This window comes from Marinobacter alkaliphilus (genome assembly GCF_055394375.1).
The window spans coordinates 1,372,033-1,389,295 of the sequence record NZ_AP043751.1; the positions used below are offsets into that span (position 1 = coordinate 1,372,033).

At 59.2% G+C, this 17,263-nt stretch carries 15 protein-coding genes; 6 read left to right on the forward strand and 9 right to left on the reverse strand.

All coding sequences use genetic code 11. From position 1 onward, the window contains the following. Window positions 1–40: 40 nt before the first annotated feature. From panP to ACZ5Q2_RS06120, 4 genes are all read right to left on the reverse strand, one after another. Complete coding sequence (gene panP / locus ACZ5Q2_RS06105) at window positions 41–1,717, reverse strand: pyridoxal-dependent aspartate 1-decarboxylase PanP (RefSeq protein ID WP_061330837.1); 1,677 nt, start codon at window positions 1,715–1,717, stop codon at window positions 41–43. Between the two features lie 198 nt (window positions 1,718–1,915). Then, the gene (locus ACZ5Q2_RS06110) at window positions 1,916–2,263 is read right to left on the reverse strand and encodes a DUF503 domain-containing protein (RefSeq protein ID WP_061330836.1); all 348 of its coding nucleotides are present in this window, start codon (window positions 2,261–2,263) and stop codon (window positions 1,916–1,918) included. A gap of 203 nt (window positions 2,264–2,466) precedes the next feature. Further along, the gene (locus ACZ5Q2_RS06115) at window positions 2,467–4,158 is read right to left on the reverse strand and encodes an isovaleryl-CoA dehydrogenase (RefSeq protein ID WP_061330835.1); all 1,692 of its coding nucleotides are present in this window, start codon (window positions 4,156–4,158) and stop codon (window positions 2,467–2,469) included. Between the two features lie 2 nt (window positions 4,159–4,160). Next, a complete protein-coding gene (locus ACZ5Q2_RS06120) occupies window positions 4,161–4,790 on the reverse strand; it encodes a TetR/AcrR family transcriptional regulator (protein WP_061330834.1) in 630 nt (209 codons plus the stop codon). Between the two features lie 272 nt (window positions 4,791–5,062). Between ACZ5Q2_RS06120 and ACZ5Q2_RS06125 the strand changes: the two genes are divergently transcribed. From ACZ5Q2_RS06125 to ACZ5Q2_RS06140, 4 genes are all read left to right on the forward strand, one after another. Next, window positions 5,063–5,284 carry a hypothetical protein gene (locus ACZ5Q2_RS06125; RefSeq protein WP_061330833.1) on the forward strand — a complete coding sequence of 74 codons (222 nt, stop codon included), beginning with the start codon at window positions 5,063–5,065 and terminating at the stop codon, window positions 5,282–5,284. Between the two features lie 168 nt (window positions 5,285–5,452). Next, window positions 5,453–6,484, forward strand: a complete 1,032-nt coding sequence (gene hemB / locus ACZ5Q2_RS06130; protein ID WP_171039992.1) for a porphobilinogen synthase — start codon at window positions 5,453–5,455, stop codon at window positions 6,482–6,484. A 43-nt stretch (window positions 6,485–6,527) separates the two neighbouring features. Then, window positions 6,528–8,669, forward strand: a complete 2,142-nt coding sequence (ppk1, locus tag ACZ5Q2_RS06135; RefSeq protein ID WP_061330832.1) for a polyphosphate kinase 1 — start codon at window positions 6,528–6,530, stop codon at window positions 8,667–8,669. A 49-nt stretch (window positions 8,670–8,718) separates the two neighbouring features. Beyond that, complete coding sequence (locus ACZ5Q2_RS06140; RefSeq protein WP_061330831.1) at window positions 8,719–10,011, forward strand: DUF945 family protein; 1,293 nt, start codon at window positions 8,719–8,721, stop codon at window positions 10,009–10,011. A gap of 5 nt (window positions 10,012–10,016) precedes the next feature. On the opposite strand, the gene coaD is transcribed toward ACZ5Q2_RS06140, so the two are convergent. The 4 genes from coaD to ACZ5Q2_RS06160 all read right to left on the reverse strand — a co-directional run bounded on the left by coaD (window position 10,017) and on the right by ACZ5Q2_RS06160 (window position 14,768). Further along, window positions 10,017–10,499, reverse strand: a complete 483-nt coding sequence (coaD, locus tag ACZ5Q2_RS06145; RefSeq protein ID WP_061330830.1) for a pantetheine-phosphate adenylyltransferase — start codon at window positions 10,497–10,499, stop codon at window positions 10,017–10,019. Window positions 10,500–10,790: 291 nt separating this feature from the next. Then, window positions 10,791–12,389, reverse strand: coding sequence for a GMC family oxidoreductase (locus ACZ5Q2_RS06150; protein WP_061330829.1), 1,599 nt, complete (start codon window positions 12,387–12,389; stop codon window positions 10,791–10,793). Between the two features lie 26 nt (window positions 12,390–12,415). Further along, entirely contained in the window at window positions 12,416–13,054 is a 639-nt protein-coding gene (locus tag ACZ5Q2_RS06155; RefSeq protein WP_432210342.1) for a hypothetical protein, read from the reverse strand. 268 nt (window positions 13,055–13,322) lie between these two features. Next, on the reverse strand, window positions 13,323–14,768 hold the full coding sequence (locus ACZ5Q2_RS06160) for a coniferyl aldehyde dehydrogenase (protein WP_061330827.1): 1,446 nt from the start codon (window positions 14,766–14,768) through the stop codon (window positions 13,323–13,325). 177 nt (window positions 14,769–14,945) lie between these two features. On the opposite strand from ACZ5Q2_RS06160, the gene ACZ5Q2_RS06165 reads away from it, so the two are divergent. Continuing rightward, window positions 14,946–15,656, forward strand: a complete 711-nt coding sequence (locus ACZ5Q2_RS06165; RefSeq protein ID WP_072676133.1) for a TetR/AcrR family transcriptional regulator — start codon at window positions 14,946–14,948, stop codon at window positions 15,654–15,656. A gap of 142 nt (window positions 15,657–15,798) precedes the next feature. On the opposite strand, the gene yihA is transcribed toward ACZ5Q2_RS06165, so the two are convergent. After that, window positions 15,799–16,437, reverse strand: a complete 639-nt coding sequence (gene yihA, locus ACZ5Q2_RS06170) for a ribosome biogenesis GTP-binding protein YihA/YsxC (RefSeq protein ID WP_432210341.1) — start codon at window positions 16,435–16,437, stop codon at window positions 15,799–15,801. 182 nt (window positions 16,438–16,619) lie between these two features. Here yihA and ACZ5Q2_RS06175 point away from each other — a divergent pair, with 182 nt between their 5' ends. Then, a complete protein-coding gene (locus ACZ5Q2_RS06175; RefSeq protein ID WP_432210340.1) occupies window positions 16,620–17,228 on the forward strand; it encodes a c-type cytochrome in 609 nt (202 codons plus the stop codon). Window positions 17,229–17,263 lie beyond the last annotated feature (35 nt).

Sequence of the window (17,263 nt, forward strand, 5' to 3'; positions counted from 1 at the left end):
CGGCCCGGTCTGAAGTAAGTTGGGCCACCTTCGGCTTCTTTTATGCTTGCTTTGCCTCTTTGCGATTCTGCGTTAAAACGGCCGCTGCCATCTGATGCAGGATTTCAATCTCATCGGCAATGCCGTCTTCCTTCGATAACTCCCGTTGTTCTTTCAGTATGTCTTCCAGAATGTCCGGTGTTGTTAACGGGTTGGCGAGGACCACTCGGAAGACGATGCACGGGAAGTGGTAGTAGCGGGCAGGCTCCAGTCGGGTTCGGGAGACGAATGCCTTGCCCCGCTCCCGCTGGGTTTTCTGGATGAATTTGGTGATTCGGTTCAGGCAGGTGTTCATTTTCTCTGCCTGTAGTTCGTCGGCCATGGCCAGTGCCTGACGTACGTCTTCCGGGCAATAGCGGTAGGTCAGGATGTTCAGTTCCGGCCGGGTGACCAGTTCGAAATCCGGTTGTTCATCGATCATGTTGGCAAAGGTTTTGGCTTTGTCTATGCCCTGGTCGATGAGGATTTCGTAGCCTTCTCTTGCGAGGATTTTCAGGCCGGAGTGAATCAGCATGGCCATGCCCGGGCGGGAGCCTTCCAGGGTGGTGCTGCCGAGATCCCGGGAGCCTTTCCGGATGATGTACTGGGCGTGGTGTTCTACCGCGCTGGCGAGGCTGGGGTCTTTGAAGACCACCAGGCCGGCGCCCATGGGTACGTAGAGCTGTTTGTGGGCGTCGAAGGTGACCGAGTCGGCTTTTTCGATGCCGCGCAGCAGGTGTTTGTGGGTGCGGGAGAACAGGGTTGGCCCGCCCCAGGCGGCGTCGACGTGGAAGTGGGCGCCGAATTCCCGGGCGATGTCGGCCATGGCGTCCAGCGGGTCGACGTTGCCGGTTTCGGTGGTGCCGGCCACGCCGCAGATGGCCATGACTTTGATTTTCTGTTTCTGCAGTTCCAGGCATTTGTCCCGCAGGGCATCGGGCTGGATACGGTTGAATTCGTCGGTTTCCACCGGCACCAGGGCGTCGCGGCCCAGGCCGAGTACGTCGGCGGCTTTGCGCAGGGAATAGTGGCCGCGCTTGGAGACAACGATGGCGGCGCCTTCGCAGCCGTAATACCTCAGTGCCCGGAACAGGCCTTCTTCGTGCAGGCCGCGGAAGCTGCCTTCGGCGGGGAAGGCGCGGTTGCGGGCGACCCACAGGGCGGTGAGGTTGGCAACGGTGCCGCCGGAGCACATGGCGCCCAGGGCGTGCCGGGGGTCGTGCATCCATTTGCGGTAGAAGGAGCCGTCCTGCTGGTACACCAGCCGGTGAATCATGCCCAGTACCTGGCGCTCCAGCGGCGTGAAGGCCTTGGAGGTTTCGGTTTTTACCAGGTTCTGGTTCAGGGCAATCATGATTTTGGACAGCGGCAGCATGAAGTAGGGCAGTGCCGAGGTCATGTGGCCGATGAATGCCGGTGAGGCGGTGTGCACCGAGTTGGCGACCAGTTTGTCGAGCAGGAATTGGGCCTGTTCGGAGACGAATACCGGCTTTTCCGGAATCACGGAGTCGGCGAAGTTTTTTTCGACATCGCTCAGGTCGCGTTCAACGGCGACGATGTGTTCCTGGAGGAAGCCCGCCAGGTTCCGGGAGATGTTCTGGTCGATGCGGCTCAGGGTGGATTCCGGCGCCTCGGGCACCGTGAATACGCGATACATGGCCTCAACGGAGGCCTGGGCGGATTTTTTCTTTCCGGTCATAGAGCCACACACTTCTTTCAGTGGTTATCCGCAAGGTCGGTTCCGGAAACCTGGCGGACGAAGCCGGGCGTTGCCCGACACTCGTAGTATAGCCTGCGTGCTTGCAGGTCATGTATTCCCTGAGGGGCGGTAGTATAAGGCCTGAACAGGAATGACGCTATGCCTCGAGGGCCATGGGGATTTTGGCCTCTGTTGGGGTCAGAGGATTTCCCGGTGGACGTCGAGGATGGCGGCGTCGATGCGGTCCTGGATGTCTTTTTCAATCTGGTCGAGGCGCTGGGTGATTTGCTGGGCGCTGGCGCCGAGGGCGGCGATGGTCCAGGTGGCGCAGTCGAGGGCGTCGTGGTCGGCGGTTTCGGCGACGGCGAGGTCGGGTTCTTTGCCCCAGATGGCTTTCATGGCGGTGAAGGCTTTGCGTTTGGCTTTGAGGTCTTCGCAGGCGTAGAGCTGGAAGTGTAGGGTGAGGACGCCTACGTGGGGGGTGATGTCCTGGTGCTGTTGTGGGTTTTTGCCTTCTTTGAGCAGTTTTCTCAGGGCTTCTGACATGTCTGGTTTGGCTCGTTTGGTGCAGGAAGCGGTGAGGGTGGGCTGTTCAAAACACGCTGTGGATACGTCCTTGTACGCTCTGCTCCGCCATCCATGGCTCCGCAAGGTTTTGAACAGCCCACCCTCACCGCTTCCCGAACGGTATACGGGGAGTCGCTTCAGCCGGTTGCCCTGGCTTTCGGGACGGGCTGTCTGGGTTTCCCCTAGCCTACTACAGGCGTCCCCCGTTTGATAATCGCCGCCGGGTTGGTGCCGGAGGGCAGGTTGCCGTAGTTCATGCCGCCGCTGGATTGCAGTCTTGAGGCGCAGAAGGCGTCTGCGACGTTTTTATCGCCAAAGCGCAGCAGCAGGGAGCCTTGCATGGTCAGGGCCATGCGGTCGACGAGGTTGCGGGCCCGGTACTGGAAGTCGCTGATGTCGGCGAAGTCGTGCTGGAGCTGGGCCAGGAACTGGTCGAAGCGGCGGTCGGTGCCACGGGCTTCGGCGGCTTCTTTGAAGAAGGCGTCCAGGGTTTCGGGTTCTTTCTGCAGGGCGCGGAGGGTGTCGAGGCATTGGACGTTGCCGCTGCCTTCCCAGATGGCGTTGACCGGAGACTCCCGGAACAGTCGGGGCATGATGCAGTCTTCCATCACGCCGCTGCCGCCGATGCATTCCATGGCTTCGTAGGCGTGGTTGGGGGTGCGTTTGCAGATCCAGTATTTGCCTACGGGGGTGGCCAGGCGGGCCAGCAGGCGTTCGTGTTCGTTGTTCTGGTTGTCCATCGCCCGGGCTACGCGCATGGTGTAGGCGAGGGCGGCTTCGTTTTCGATGATCAGGTCGGCCAGGACGTTCTGCATCAGCGGCTGGTCGCTGAGGGTTGCGCCGAAGGCGCTGCGGTTGTGGCAGTGGTGGCTGGCCTGGGCGACGGCCTGGCGCATGCCGGCGGCGCTGCCGATCATGCAGTCGAAGCGGGTCATGGCGACCATTTCAATGATGGTTCTGACGCCGCGCCCTTCTTCACCGACCATCCACGCCAGGGCGCCGCGGATTTCCACTTCGCTGGAGGCGTTGGCAACGTTGCCCATTTTGTTTTTCAGCTGCTGTACCTGCCAGGGGTTCTTTGTGCCGTCCGGGCGCCATCTAGGCATCAGGAAGCAGGACAGGCCGCTGGTGGTCTGGGCCAGGACCAGGAAAGCGTCGCACATGGGGGCAGAGACAAACCATTTGTGGCCGACCAGTTCGTAGGGCTGGCCCGGGCCTTCCTGGCCTGTCGGGTAGGCCACGGTGGTGTTGGCACGTACGTCACTGCCGCCCTGTTTCTCGGTCATGGCCATGCCGATGGTCACGGAGGTTTTGTCGGTGTCTGGTACGTTGCGGCTGTCGTATTCGTTGGCCAGGATTTTCGGGGCCCAGAGTTTGGCCAGGTCTGGCTGGTTCTGGATCGACGGGATGGCCGCGAAGGTCATGGTGATCGGGCAGCAATGGGCCGCTTCTACCTGGGAGTGCAGGTAGTATTTGGCGGCGCGGGCGACGTGGGCGCCCTTGCCGGGGTTGGTCCAGGGCGAGCTGTGCAGGCCGTTCTCCAGGGCCACGCGCATGAGTTCGTGGTAGGCCGGGTGGAAGGTCACCTCATCTACCCGGTGGCCGTAGCGATCGTGGGTGCGGAAGGAGGGTTTGTTGGCGTTGGCCTGGTTGCCCAGGTCAATGGTATCCGCCTGGCCGGCCCAGGCGCCAAACTGACTCAGGTCGTCGTTGGCGAAGCCGGCGCCCTCTCGCAGTACCGCCTCCCGCAGCGCGGTGTCCTGTTCGTAGAGGTTGTAGTTCTCCAGCGGTCGTGGCTGGTTGATCACCTCGTGGGTGGCCGACAGGTAGCGGTTGTCGGCGGTGGACTCGGTCTTGCGCTGCGGGCTGTTCATGGTTAGCTCCTGGTGCCGGTCAACCCCCGTATGCAGAAGCAGACGATGGTGTTGACCAGCTCATCTTCGTTGTTGTCTTGCCCCGGCGGTATGTCTGTCTGGGTTGGTGACAGGGGCCCCACCAGGGATTCTGATATCGCGCCCACCAGGCAGGTACTGGCGAGCCGTGCGTTCTGGTTCGGTATGCAGCCTTCGGCTATGCCATCCCGGATCGCTTGTTCAAACAAGCTGGCGTAAGCCTTTCGGTAAACCAGTCGCTCTTCTTCTACCTTCGGATCCACCGGTTCGGCGATCAGGGCCCAGGCTTTCATGGGGCCTTTGAGGGCCCTCTGGGCAAATTTCCTCAAGGCGTTGTCGAGGCGTTCAACGGCGTTCCCGGATACGTTGAGCGCTTCGGCCACTTTGTCGACTTCCCGCTGGGTGGCCAACCGGAAGATTTCGGCAAAAAGGTCCTCGCGGGACTCGAAATGCCGATAGATGGTGCCAGTGGCGACGCCGGCCAGGCCGGCAATCCGGGTGATGCGGGCGCTTCGGAAGCCACCTTCAGCGACACATTCCCAGGTGCGCTCGATGATGTTCTGGCGTGCCCGGGCTTTCCGTTCGCGCATCTTTTCGGTTTCACGATAGGCCATGCCGGCTCCTTACAAGTAGTGAATCATGGTTCATTCTTTGTGTCAATTTGCAGTTGTTTGTTTTGTCATACAAGACATCTTTAAAATCATGGGCTTGAGATTGGATACAAAAAGTTACAAAAAAGTGGTTGTCAGGAAATAGCGTCGTCACCAAAACCGGATTATAAAGACGCCAAGACGGGGCCGCAGGCGGCCGGCGGTCGAGACGGGGTGCTGTCAGGCGTAGAGCCAACAGTACTTGTAGTTCTGTTTTCGTTGATGGAGAAAATACCATGAGTGAATTCGACGAAAGCAATCTGGAGCAGTCCGGTAACTGGACCAGCGACAGTGACGATAACCATTCCATTGCCGGCAGGGCACGGGTCAGGGCCCAGTTGCAGGCTGATATCGAAGCATTCCTGCAAAGTGGCGGTCGGATACAGGAGGTGGACACCACCTTCCGTGCGGACTCCCCACGCAAGGTGGAAGTAGGGTTTAACAACCGATCCATCTGATTCCCTTCGTTGGCGGGCGGCGACTGTCATTCTGAGGCAGGGCCGTCCGTTTTTTGTCACTGGATTGTCATCGGTCAACGGCACACTGGGCTCAAACCTGCAATGCGTGGCCTCTGGGGTGTATGATGTCATCACTTTCCAAAGCCATCCATATTCAGGAGGTTATCCGTGTCCAAACAGCGCCCGCCGATCTCAAGCCGAGCCTATCCGTCGACCCGTTTGCGTCGTAACCGCGCCAGTGATTTTTCCCGCCGACTGGTTCGGGAAAGTCAGCTGTCGCCTGATAACCTGATCTACCCGGTGTTTGTGCTTGAAGGCGAGAACCAGCGTGAGGCGGTGCCGTCCATGCCGGGGGTGGAGCGCCTGAGCGTCGATCTTCTGGTGGAGCAGGCTGCGGAACTGGTGGAGCTGGGCATTCCGGCGGTGGCGCTGTTTCCGGTCGTCCCTGCTGAGAGGAAGAATCTGTCTGGCTCGGGTGCCTGGGATTCGGACGGTCTGGCTCAGCGGGCGGTTCGTGCCCTGAAGAAAGCTCAGCCGGAACTGGGCGTGATCACCGACGTTGCCCTGGACCCGTTCACCACCCATGGCCAGGATGGCATTATTGATCATAACGGTTATGTGTTGAACGATGTCACCGTTGAAGCTCTGGTGAACCAGGCGTTGTCCCATGCCGATGCGGGGGCTGATGTGGTTGCCCCTTCAGATATGATGGACGGTCGCGTGGCGGCTATCCGCGATGCCCTGGAAGGTGCCGGTTATGTGAATACCCGGATTCTGGCCTACTCTGCCAAGTATGCCTCCAGCTATTACGGCCCGTTCCGGGATGCGGTCGGTTCTGCCGCCAACCTGGGCAAGGCCGACAAGGCGACGTATCAGATGGATCCGGCCAACAGTGACGAAGCCATTCATGAAGTGGCGATGGATCTGGCCGAGGGTGCCGATATGGTGATGATTAAACCGGGCATGCCTTATCTGGATATTGTGCACCGGGTGAAAACCGAACTGCAGGTGCCCACGTTTGTCTATCAGGTGAGCGGCGAGTACGCCATGCATATGGCCGCTGCGCAGAACGGCTGGCTGGATGGCGATGCGGTGATGATGGAGAGCCTGATGGCCATGCGCCGTGCCGGTGCTGACGGCATCCTGACCTATTTTGCAGTGCGCGCGGCGAGACTGATGAGGGATCGTTCGCGGGCATAGAGGGGCTTGAAGGCGCCCGAAATAACCATGGATATAAAGAGTAATGACAACCGAGAATGCGCAAACCGCAGAGATCAGTGACCAGAGTGTGCCTGCGCCGGTAGATGTACCGCCGGTGGGTGAAGACATCAATCTGGACGCCAGTGAAAACTATTTCAACCGCGAGCTGAGTCAGCTTCAGTTCAACTACCGGGTGTTGAAGCAGGCGCTGGATACCACTCATCCGCTGATCAACCGGTTGATCTTCTGCTGCATTTTCAGCAGCAACATGGACGAGTTCTTTGAAATCCGGGTGGCGGGCCTGCGCCAGCAAATGAAGTACGGTCGGGAGACCGTGGGCGTGGACGGCATGCAGCCAGACCAGGTGCTGGCGGAGATCAGCCGGGTGGCCCACGACTACATCCACGAGCAGTACGACATCATCAATAACGTGCTGATCCCCGAGCTGGAGAAAGAGAACATTCACTTTGTCCGGCGCCGTGAGTGGACGCCGGCCCAGGCAGAGTGGGTGCGGAACTACTTCGAGGAAGAGATATTACCGGTGGTCAGCCCCATCGGGCTGGACCCGTCGCACCCGTTCCCTCGCCTGGTGAACAAGAGCCTCAACTTCATCGTTGAACTTGATGGCAAAGACGCCTTCGGTCGGGAAACCGGCATGGCCATTGTGCCTGCACCCCGCTCCTTGCCTCGTCTGGTTCGGCTTCCGGATGACGTCTGTGACGGCGGCGACAACCTGGTATTTCTGTCATCGATGATCCACGCCCACGCGGACGAGTTGTTCCCGGGCATGGAAGTGAAAGGCTGTTACCAGTTCCGGTTGACCCGTAACGCTGACCTTGAGCTGGAGGACGACCTGGAAGACCTGGCGTCGGCCCTGCGCGGCGAATTGTTGAGTCGCCGGTTTGGTGACGGAGTGCGTTTGGAGGTGGCCGACAACTGCCCGGAGGAGTTGGTGCAGTTTCTGTTGCGGGAGTTCGGTCTGACCGAGCGGGATCTGTATCAGGTGCATGGGCCGGTCAACCTGACCCGTCTGATGGCCGTTGGCAGCCTGGTGGATCGCCCCGACCTGACCTATTCCAGTTTTTCACCCTCGATTCCGCGCCAGATTCGCAGCAAGGAATCCATGTTTGATGCCATCCGCAAGCGGCCCTTGCTGTTATTGCATCCCTATGAAAACTTCAGCCCGGTGGTCGACCTGCTGCGTCAGGCGGCGAAAGATCCCCATGTGCTGGCGATCCGCCAGACCCTGTACCGTACCGGAGCCGACTCCGAAATTGTCGAGGCGTTGGCGGATGCCGCCCGGCGGGGCAAGGAAGTGACCGCCGTTATCGAGCTGCGGGCCCGGTTCAGCGAAGCCGAAAACCTGGAGCTGGCAAGCCGTCTGCAGGAGGCGGGGGTTATTGTGGTATACGGCGTGGTGGGCTACAAAACCCACGCCAAGATGATCCTGATTGTGCGCCGGGAAGAAGGCCGGCTGCGCCGTTATGTGCACCTGGGTACCGGTAACTACCATGCCGGTAACGCCCGGCTGTACACCGATTACAGCTTCATGACCTGCGACGAATCCATCGGTGACGATGTCAACAAGCTGTTCCAGCAGCTGACCGGCATGGGCAAGGCGTTGAAGATCAAGAAGTTGTTTCACGCCCCCTTCACCCTGCACAATCGCCTGATCAGCCTGATAGAGCGGGAAGCCGGGCTTGGGGAGAACGGGCGCATTATCTTCAAGTTCAACGCCCTGACCGAGCCGCAGGTGATCAAAGCCCTGTACCGGGCGTCCCAGGCCGGTGCCAGTATTGATCTGATCATTCGTGGTATCTGCTGCTTGCGTCCCCAGGTGCCGGGCCTGTCAGAAAATATCCGGGTGCGGTCCATCATCGGGCGCTTTCTGGAGCATACCCGGGTATATTACTTCGGCAACAACGGCAAACCCGACGTTTACTGTTCCAGCGCCGATGGTATGGAGCGGAACCTGCTGAGCCGGGTTGAGACCGCCTTCCCGATCGAAGAGCCGGCGCTGATCGAGCGGGTGACCGAGGATCTGGATACCTATCTTTCAGATAACTGCCAGTCCTGGGTATTGCAGTCTGATGGCAGTTATCTACAGAATCAGCCAGAAGAAGGTGAGGAGCGCCTGGCTTCGCAGCTGGTGTTGCTGGACCGGTTAACCTCTAAACCGAATTAATACGCTGGCCCCGGCCAGCAGGAAATAAAAACACAACAGGATTGGAACCTTGAATCTTAAACGTTGGACCATCGCCGGCACGGCGATACTGGTAGTGGCTGGCGTAGCCCCCTGGGGCGTGGGCTATCTGACTGAGCAACATTGGCTGAATGCGACCGAGGAAGTCAACAATGCCCAGCCATTCCTGCGCATGGAAACCGATCGGTACCGGCGCGGTGTGATGAGCTCCGAAGTGTCTGGCACAGCCACCTTTCTGGACCCGGCCACGGGCGAGAGTAACCGCATAGATTTTGAGGTTCAGGTTTCTCACGGCATTACTGGCAGCCACTTGAATTTCAGACCTACGGAAGGCTGGCAGCCGGAGGGGGCAGGCTGGTTCCCCAACGACGAACCAAAACTGACACTGGAAACCCGGGTTTGGGGTTCCGCCACGCTGGAATTGCAGGCCCCTGCTATCGAGATCAGCGAGCCACACGGTGGTGGTGTTTTGCGCAGCAGCGGTGGTCTGGCACGGATTGATATTGGCCGTTTGGGTGAAAAAGCCGACATGCTGGTGGTCTGGCCGGCGGTGGTGCTGTCCGGGCCGGAGATGAATGTCACCATTGAAAACGTGCACATGGAGCAGAGCCTTGCCTGGTTATCCGGTGATATCTGGACCGGCGCCGGTGCGGTCACGATTGATGCCTTGACCATGCAGGGTCCTCAGGTGCCACCCGTGGCGTTTAACGGTATCGCCCTGAGCAGTCATAGCGAGGCAGACCGAAAAGGCGAGCGACTGGATTCCTCGATTGCCCTGGAGCTGGACTCCGTTGTCTTTGATGACGGTACCTTCGGCCCGCACCGGATAGAGTTCGCTGTAGATGGTCTTGATGTTGCCAGCTGGAATGAGTTCAGTTCGGTGATGACCGACATGCAGCTGATGGCGGCGCAGGCCGGTCAATCCCCGCAGGCGGCGTTCGAGCAGCAGATGGCCCTGATGCAGCGGTTTAACGACTCGGTTCGCGGGCTGGCGGCCGCCGGATTTTCCGCCGGCATCCGGGAGTTGAGCCTGGATACGCCAGAGGGAGCCGTACAGGGAAGCCTGGATCTGTCCCATCCCGAGTTGTCTGAGAGTGAACGGGCCAACATGCTGATGGTGATGCAGGGCTTAACCGGGGCGCTGGACTTCCGTATGCCGTTGGCCCTGGCTGAGAACTATCCGGCCGTGCGCATGCAGGTGGCACCCTTGATCAAACAGGGGTTGCTGGTGGATGCCGGCGACCAACTGGTCATGACTGGCCGCCTGCAGGATCTGGTTCTGGATATCAATGGCATCGAGATTCCGATGCCGCCACTGCTTTAATCCCTTCAGGACTTGCTGAACTTCTCTTTCAGGGCATTTGCCACTGCGGGGTCGACGAATTCGGAGATGTCGCCACCGAGCGAGGCGATTTCCCGGATCAGGGTCGACGAGATGTACGACAGGTGGTTGGCGGGTGTCAGGAACACGCTCTCCACTTCCGGGGCCAGGCGGCGGTTCATGTCGGCGAGCTGGAATTCGTACTCGAAGTCGGAGACTGCGCGCAGGCCGCGGAGTATGACGGTGGCGTTCTGTTCCCGTACGAAGTCGGCGAGCAGGTTGCTGAAGCCGGTGACGCTGACGTTCGGGAGGTGGGTGGTGGCTTGCCGGACCAGTTCGCAGCGTTCTTCGAGGTTGAGCAGGGGCTGTTTCTTCGGGTTGTAGGCAACAGCGACGACGATTTCGTCGAACATGCGGCCGGCGCGTTCTATGAGGTCGGTGTGGCCGTTGGTGATTGGGTCGAAGGTGCCTGGGTAGATGACTTTGGGCATGCACAGCTCCTTTTGTTGATGGGCCGTAGGATAGCAGGAACCGTTTACATGCTGTAGTCCGCGTGGTGTACCGGGCCTTTTGCGAATGGTGCCTTGTTTCGGTGCTGGCGCCGGTCCGGGGTGGCCTCCCGGGAGACGCTACGAGCACTTCCCTGTGTGCTTCTTTCGGGCCGTCCATGGCCCTCAAGACTCCCGGGAGGACACCCCCGACCAGCGCTACCCAACTGAGTGCAGGTCTCCCCGGAATCTCTGGGAGTTTTCCACGTTTTCATCTTATTGCAGGAGCGAAGGCTAGCCTTGCTTTCTTAGCTTCTGCGCTAACCGGTTACTGTTCCTTGCCGCCAATGCATACACCGATAACTGCGGATTCGCACCGATGCTGGTGGGGAAGATGGACGCGTCGTGGATGCTCAGGTTGGCTACCTGGTGGTGTTCGCCGAAGCCGTTGACCACGGAGTTTTTCGGGTCGGCACCCATGCCGCAGCCGCCCATCTGGTGTGCGGTGAACAGGCGGGCGCGGTGGGGTTTCATGGGGAGTTGGTTGATGGCGTCTTTGGCCTGGTTCCAACTGGTGTACCAGCCGGAGTCCAGGTGCACGGCCTGGACGGCTTCGGCTCCGGCGGCGAACTGGATTTCGGCCATGTCGAGGTAGGCCTGGCGGATGCCTTGCCAGAGGTAGTCAGTGATGGGGTAGTCCAGTACCGGGCTGCCGTCGTCCCGCAGGCTGACGGTGCCGCCGGGGCTGTCTTCGTGGAAGCCGTCGCGCAGCAGGGCGATGACGGATTGCATCCAGGGCAGTTGGCCGAGGTTGTCTCTCTGTTCCTGGCCGTGGCCGGGGACGACGCCGGCGGCCATGGCCGGGTGTAGCGGCGGCACTTCCAGTTTGTAGCCTACCGGGCCGTCGACGCCGTGTTTGAAGTTGAATTCGTCGGAGTAGATCGACTGCGGCGCACCGTAGAAGGGATCAACCTTGGCGGGCATACGGGCGACGGTGGCGTTGACCGGGTGAATGAATGAGCGTTTGCCGACGCGCTTGTAGGGGTCCGGCAGCTCTGAGCGCAGCAGCAACCCGGGGGAGCCGATGGCGCTGGCGGCGACTACGAAGTGGCGGGCTTTGAGGGTGACGGTGACGCCGGAGGGCGTGACACCGTTCGGGCCCATGGCGCTGGCTTGCAGGTGGTCGATGCGGTCCTGGTTCATCACCAGCCGGTCGGCGCGCAGGCCATGGAACAATTGGGCGTTGTTGTCGAGGGCGCCAGGGATGGTGGTCATCAGCGCGCCCTGTTTGGCGTTGGTGGGGCAACCGACGCCACAGTAGCCCAGGTTCCAGCAGCCTTTGACGTTCCGGGGGATCACCTGCCAGGAGTAGCCGAGCTTTTCACAGCCTTGCTTGAGGATGTCGTTGTTCAGGTTTGGTGGTGTTACCCATGGCGCCATGGTGTGGCGTTCTTCCCGGCCCTGGAACCACGGGGCCATGGTGTCCGGGGCCAGATCGCTCAAGCCCAGGTTCTGGCTCCAGTAATTGAGGGTTTCGTCTGGCGTGCGGAAACTGCTGGTCCAGTTCACGGTCGTCGAACCGCCCACGCAGCGGCCCTGCAGAATGGCGATGGCGCCGTCGGCGGTGACCCGGCTCATGCCTTCCTGATACAGGCTGGCATAGGACGTCAGCTCATCCATCTTGAAGTCTTTCTGGTAATACAGCCGGCCTTCTTCCACCAGAATCACCGACAGCCCCTGCCGGGCCAGAATCTCCGCCGTGGTGCCGCCACCGGCACCGGTGCCGATGACCACCACATCCGCTTCCACGGTTTGATCGGTGGTCAGTTTGCTGGCATCAGTAACATTCCAGCCAGAAGCCAGGCCCCGGGCGATAGGATCGTTCATGGACATACTGCTCTCCGTAATCTGCGATGGGGTCAGGCGTTGTGGAACTGGGGCAGGGCATCAACCGCCCAGGTGGGTGGCCCGGGGTAGCCAGACAAGTGCCAGTGCGCGTCGTGGCCATAAAACGCCACGTTACTGATCTTGGTCAGCGCGATGTAGCCGTTGTTCAGCAGACCAATCCGGCTATCCCGCCACCGGTTGAGAAACGCCTCGGCACTCTCAGTACTGACCGACGGCCAGTCCGACCACACCCGCGCCAGGGTTATCCGGGTGGGCGCGAAATTCAGCAGATCAAACAGCTTGCGCAGCTCCTTCTGATTCGCCGGCCCGAACATCACAATGCCCTGATCAATCCGCTCAATGGTCCCGGCAATCGCATGTTGCCGCTGATTCGGCTCCTCCGGCAGCGCACCGGCAAACATCGCCGGCAACAGCGCCTCGAACAGGGCAATATCATCCCGGCTCAAAAACCCGAACTGGTAACTGGCGTCCATACGGGAATCAACGGCACTCACGCGCCCGGCGGGGGCCGTAGCACAGCCCGTGAGGCCGGCGGTCATACTGACGGTGCTCAGGAACATGGCGCCGCCGAGGCCGGTTTTCAGGAAACTGCGTCGGCTGATGTCAGAAGGGCTGGCATCAGTGTGTTCGGGGATTCGGTGTGTTGTCATGATGGATTCTTATAGTTTTAGTGGCGGATTGTTTGAGGTTGGCGGCCGGGAGGTGGGATGCCTTTCCGGGACTGTGCAAAACAGGGATGTTTTGCTCAAGCCTACATGGGTCAGTTCGAGCGATTATGAAGCGAAGCTTCATGCGACAAACTGACGACGGCAATCTATGATTGCCGGCCGGACCCCGCAGGGGTATTTACGGCGTGTCCCGGAAAGGCATCCCATCTGCCGGCCCGCACCCAACCCGAAGGCTGGGGCGAGCGGGGCTTCAGCGAATAAACAGCTTATAAACCATCCGATGGGCCGCCGTTCCGTGCGGCGCATAGACAAACTTACCGCTGTTGAACTTCTGCTTGGTAAAAATCGCCCGATGATGGGAGAAGGTCAGGAACCCTTCCTTACCATGGTAATGGCCCATACCGGAATCACCGATGCCACCAAACGGCAGATCATCCTGCGCCACATGCATCAACGCATCGTTTATGCACATACCGCCAGACAGCGTGTTATCCACCACAAACTGCTGATGCGACTTGTCATAGCCAAAGAAATACAGCGCCAGCGGACGCGGCCGATCATTGATGTAATGAACGGCTTCCTCCAGACCGCCGTAACTCACCACCGGCAGAATCGGACCGAAAATCTCATCCTGCATCACCTTCATATCCGGCGTGGTCTTCAACACCAGCGTCAGCGGAATCTTCCGGGTGCCGTCCTTCATGTTCTCATTGGCCGGATTGATCTCCACCAACTCGGCACCCTTGGCCCGGGCGTCCTCCAGATAGCTCTGCAGGCGATCGTACTGGCGCTCATTGATGATCGCCGTGAAATCATCGTTATCCCGCAGGCTTGGATACATCTCCGCAAACTTCGCGCGGAACTCATCCACAAACCCCTGAACCCGATCCGCCGGGCACAGAACGTAATCCGGTGCCACACAGGTCTGGCCCGCATTAAATGCCTTACCGAAAGCAATCCGCTGGGCCGCGTCTTCCATCGGCACATCCGGAGACACAATCGCAGGCGACTTGCCGCCCAGTTCCAGGGTCACCGGCGTCAGGTTTTCTGCGGCCGCGCGCATCACCAGTTTGCCTACCGAGGTGGAACCGGTGAACAGCAGATGATCAAAGGGGCGCTGGGAGAAATCAGCGGCCACGTCCGCCTCGCCGGTAATCACCGACACCAGGTCCTCCGGGAACATGGATTCAATGATTTCCTTGAACAGTGCGGAGGTGTGCGGAGTGAATTCCGACATCTTGATCATGGTGCGATTGCCGGCAGCCAGAGACGCCACCAGTGGACCGACAGCCAGATACAGCGGATAGTTCCAGGGCACGATCACACCGACCACACCCTTGGGCTGGTAATGCACCTTGTTGCTGGCGGGCTGGAACAGAACGGAGACGTGCCGCTTGGATGGCTTCATCCACTCGTTCAGGTGCTTGAGCGTGTAGTTGATACCCTGGATGGATGGCATTACCTCGGCAATCAGGGTTTCATCTTTGGAACGGCAGCTGAAGTCCCTGTCAATGGCCTCTACCAGACGGTCCTGATGGCTTAGTAAGGCACGCTTGAGCCGTTTCAGATTCTCCTTGCGTTCGGTCAGAGACGGCATCGGGTTGTTCCGGAACGCCTTCTTCTGGTCCTCAAACACGCGATGGGTGTGCTGAATCTGCTTTTTGCTCTCGGTGAGCTGGACGACAGTGGCTCCCATGTTTCTCTCCCCATTGGCTGCCGGGCGATACCCTGAGCCTGTTGTTTTTGGTTGGCTAAAATCTGGACGATTTGCACTTGAGGCTATTATTAGAGTATATACTCTAGGCAGTCAAGAAATGACGGTTGGCTCATCGGGCCATCCGTGATGCAGATAACAACAATCACTGGCGGGACGATGAAAACCAGAGACAAGATTCTGCTATCCAGTCTGGAGTTGTTTAACGAGCGGGGTGAAAGGAACATCACCACCAATCACATTGCCGCGCACCTGGCGATTTCTCCGGGCAACCTGTATTACCACTTCCGGAACAAGTCCGACATCATCTACGAGATCTTCCAGGAGTATGAAAAACTGGTGGATTATTACCTCGATATTCCGGAGGATCGGCTGCTGACGCTCGACGACCTGACCTTTTACCTGGAATCGGTGTTTGACGGTTTGTGGAGTTACCGCTTCTTTCACCGGGACCTGGAATATCTGCTGGACAGCGATACCCGGCTGCGCCAGGACTACCGGGAGTTCACCAATCGATGCCTTGCTGCCATCAATCGGATCTTCGGCAAGCTGGCGGAGGCGGGTATCATCGAGCCGCAGCCGGAAGATCTACGTTCGGCCATGTCGCTCAACGTCTGGCTGGTGATCACCAACTGGATGGCTTTTCTGAAGACCGCCCACGCCAGTGACGAGCCTGCCAGTCTCACCCTGACCGAACTCAAGCAGGGTATTTATCAGGTGCTGACTCTGGAATTGCCTTATCTGACCCCGGATTATCGCGAGCAGGTGCTGGCGTTACGTGAAAAGTATCGGCCAACGCTGCCGGAAAATCCGGAGCAGAACGGCGAGTCCTCACGGGCTGAAACCGGGGTTTCTGTCGGGATTGGTTAAAAATTGAACTTTTTTCCGCGATCGCGTTCAAAGGTAGTGACGTGGGAAACCGGACATTTCCTGCGTCTCCTGAGTGAGTTCTCAGGTACGTCGCAAACCCTGACGTTTCACCGGCCTGTCTGATGGCAGGCCGGTTTTTTCATCAGGGGGTTTCCGATTCCGGCGTCTCCAGCCAGTCTGTCAATGCTTCCCGGCATTCATCCACGCCTCGTTTTGAGGTGGCGGAAAACATAATCAGGTGTGCAACGCACGCAAAGGGTTTCAGTTTCTGGGCAATGCCCAGCATGGCCGTTTTCGCTTGCCCGAATTTCAGCTTGTCGGCTTTGGTGGCAAGAATCATCAACGGCAGGTTGTTATGCTCGCACCATTCCACCATCATTTGGTCGAAGTCGGTGAGTGGGTGCCGGATATCCATCACCAGCACCAGGCCTCGCAGGCAGCGGCGATCATTCAGGTAATGCCCCAGATGTTGTTGCCAGTCGTCTTTCATGTCCCGGGAGACCTTGGCGTAGCCGTAACCGGGCAGGTCGACCAGGCGCATGTTTTCTTTATTGAGTGTAAAAAAGTTTATCAGCCGGGTGCGGCCGGGTGTTTTACTGGTCCGGGCCAGTTTGCCGTTGGCAGTAATGGCGTTCAGCGCGCTGGACTTGCCGGCATTGGAACGCCCGGCGAAGGCAACTTCGGCACCGATGTCTGGCGGGCACTCGTCCAGTTTGGACGCGCTGATCAGAAAACGGGCACTGTTGAACGAAACGCTTTTTTGAGTCAGATCAGGGTCCACGATGGTTGGTATTCCTTTGGATTTCAGTTATCGGCGATTAATGTATAATGCTACACCAATTTCCGGCGGGACGCTGCGCGTTACCGCTGTCAGCCCCGGTGAAAAGCCAGACAGATTGGCGCCTGCCGGCTGCACAACGAAGAATACTTTCAAGATGCAAAGATGAGAGAAGCGGAGCGAGCATGAAAAGACTGATCGCAGGAGTTGTTCTCGGAGTTGGCCTGACGGCAATGGCTCACGGGGCAGGAGATCCGGCAGCGGGTGAACAGAACGCAGCGGTATGTGCCAGCTGTCACGGCCAGGGCGGCGCCAAGCCGATCATGGCGGTGTATCCGAAGTTGTCCGGATTGGGCGAGAAATATCTGTATCGCCAGCTGGTCGATATTAAAACCGGAGATCGTCCGATTCCGGAAATGACCGGTTTGCTGGACAACATGTCTGACCAGGATCTGTGGGATCTGGCTGCCTACTATAACGATCAGGAGATGGTTGTTGGTCAGGCAGATCCAGGTCTGGTTGAGCGTGGCCAGGCGCTGTTCCGTGGCGGTAACATGGCCTCCGGCGTTGCCGCATGTGCCGGTTGCCATAGTCCGAACGGTGCTGGCAACGAGCCAGCGGGCTACCCCCGCTTGGGCGGCCAGACCGCCGAGTACGTAGAGAAGCAGCTGAAAGCCTACCGTGACGGCGAGCGTGCAGGCACCACCAACGCCAACATCATGGTGGACGTGGCTACTCGTCTGACCGATGCTGAGATCAAGGCCTTGGCAAACTACGTTTCCGGCCTTAACTGAGTCCGGCTTCTGTAGCGAGTTGTAAAAACCCCGCC

Coding starts and splice junctions, on each gene's coding strand:
- panP (WP_061330837.1), bottom strand. CDS start 1,717: ATGACCGGAAAGAAAAAATCCGCCCAGGCCTCCGTTGAGGCCATGTAT.
- ACZ5Q2_RS06110 (WP_061330836.1), bottom strand. CDS start 2,263: ATGTCAGAAGCCCTGAGAAAACTGCTCAAAGAAGGCAAAAACCCACAA.
- ACZ5Q2_RS06115 (WP_061330835.1), bottom strand. CDS start 4,158: ATGAACAGCCCGCAGCGCAAGACCGAGTCCACCGCCGACAACCGCTAC.
- ACZ5Q2_RS06120 (WP_061330834.1), bottom strand. CDS start 4,790: ATGGCCTATCGTGAAACCGAAAAGATGCGCGAACGGAAAGCCCGGGCA.
- ACZ5Q2_RS06125 (WP_061330833.1), top strand. CDS start 5,063: ATGAGTGAATTCGACGAAAGCAATCTGGAGCAGTCCGGTAACTGGACC.
- ppk1 (WP_061330832.1), top strand. CDS start 6,528: ATGACAACCGAGAATGCGCAAACCGCAGAGATCAGTGACCAGAGTGTG.
- coaD (WP_061330830.1), bottom strand. CDS start 10,499: ATGCCCAAAGTCATCTACCCAGGCACCTTCGACCCAATCACCAACGGC.
- ACZ5Q2_RS06150 (WP_061330829.1), bottom strand. CDS start 12,389: ATGTCCATGAACGATCCTATCGCCCGGGGCCTGGCTTCTGGCTGGAAT.
- ACZ5Q2_RS06155 (WP_432210342.1), bottom strand. CDS start 13,054: ATGACAACACACCGAATCCCCGAACACACTGATGCCAGCCCTTCTGAC.
- ACZ5Q2_RS06160 (WP_061330827.1), bottom strand. CDS start 14,768: ATGGGAGCCACTGTCGTCCAGCTCACCGAGAGCAAAAAGCAGATTCAG.
- ACZ5Q2_RS06165 (WP_072676133.1), top strand. CDS start 14,946: ATGAAAACCAGAGACAAGATTCTGCTATCCAGTCTGGAGTTGTTTAAC.
- ACZ5Q2_RS06175 (WP_432210340.1), top strand. CDS start 16,620: ATGAAAAGACTGATCGCAGGAGTTGTTCTCGGAGTTGGCCTGACGGCA.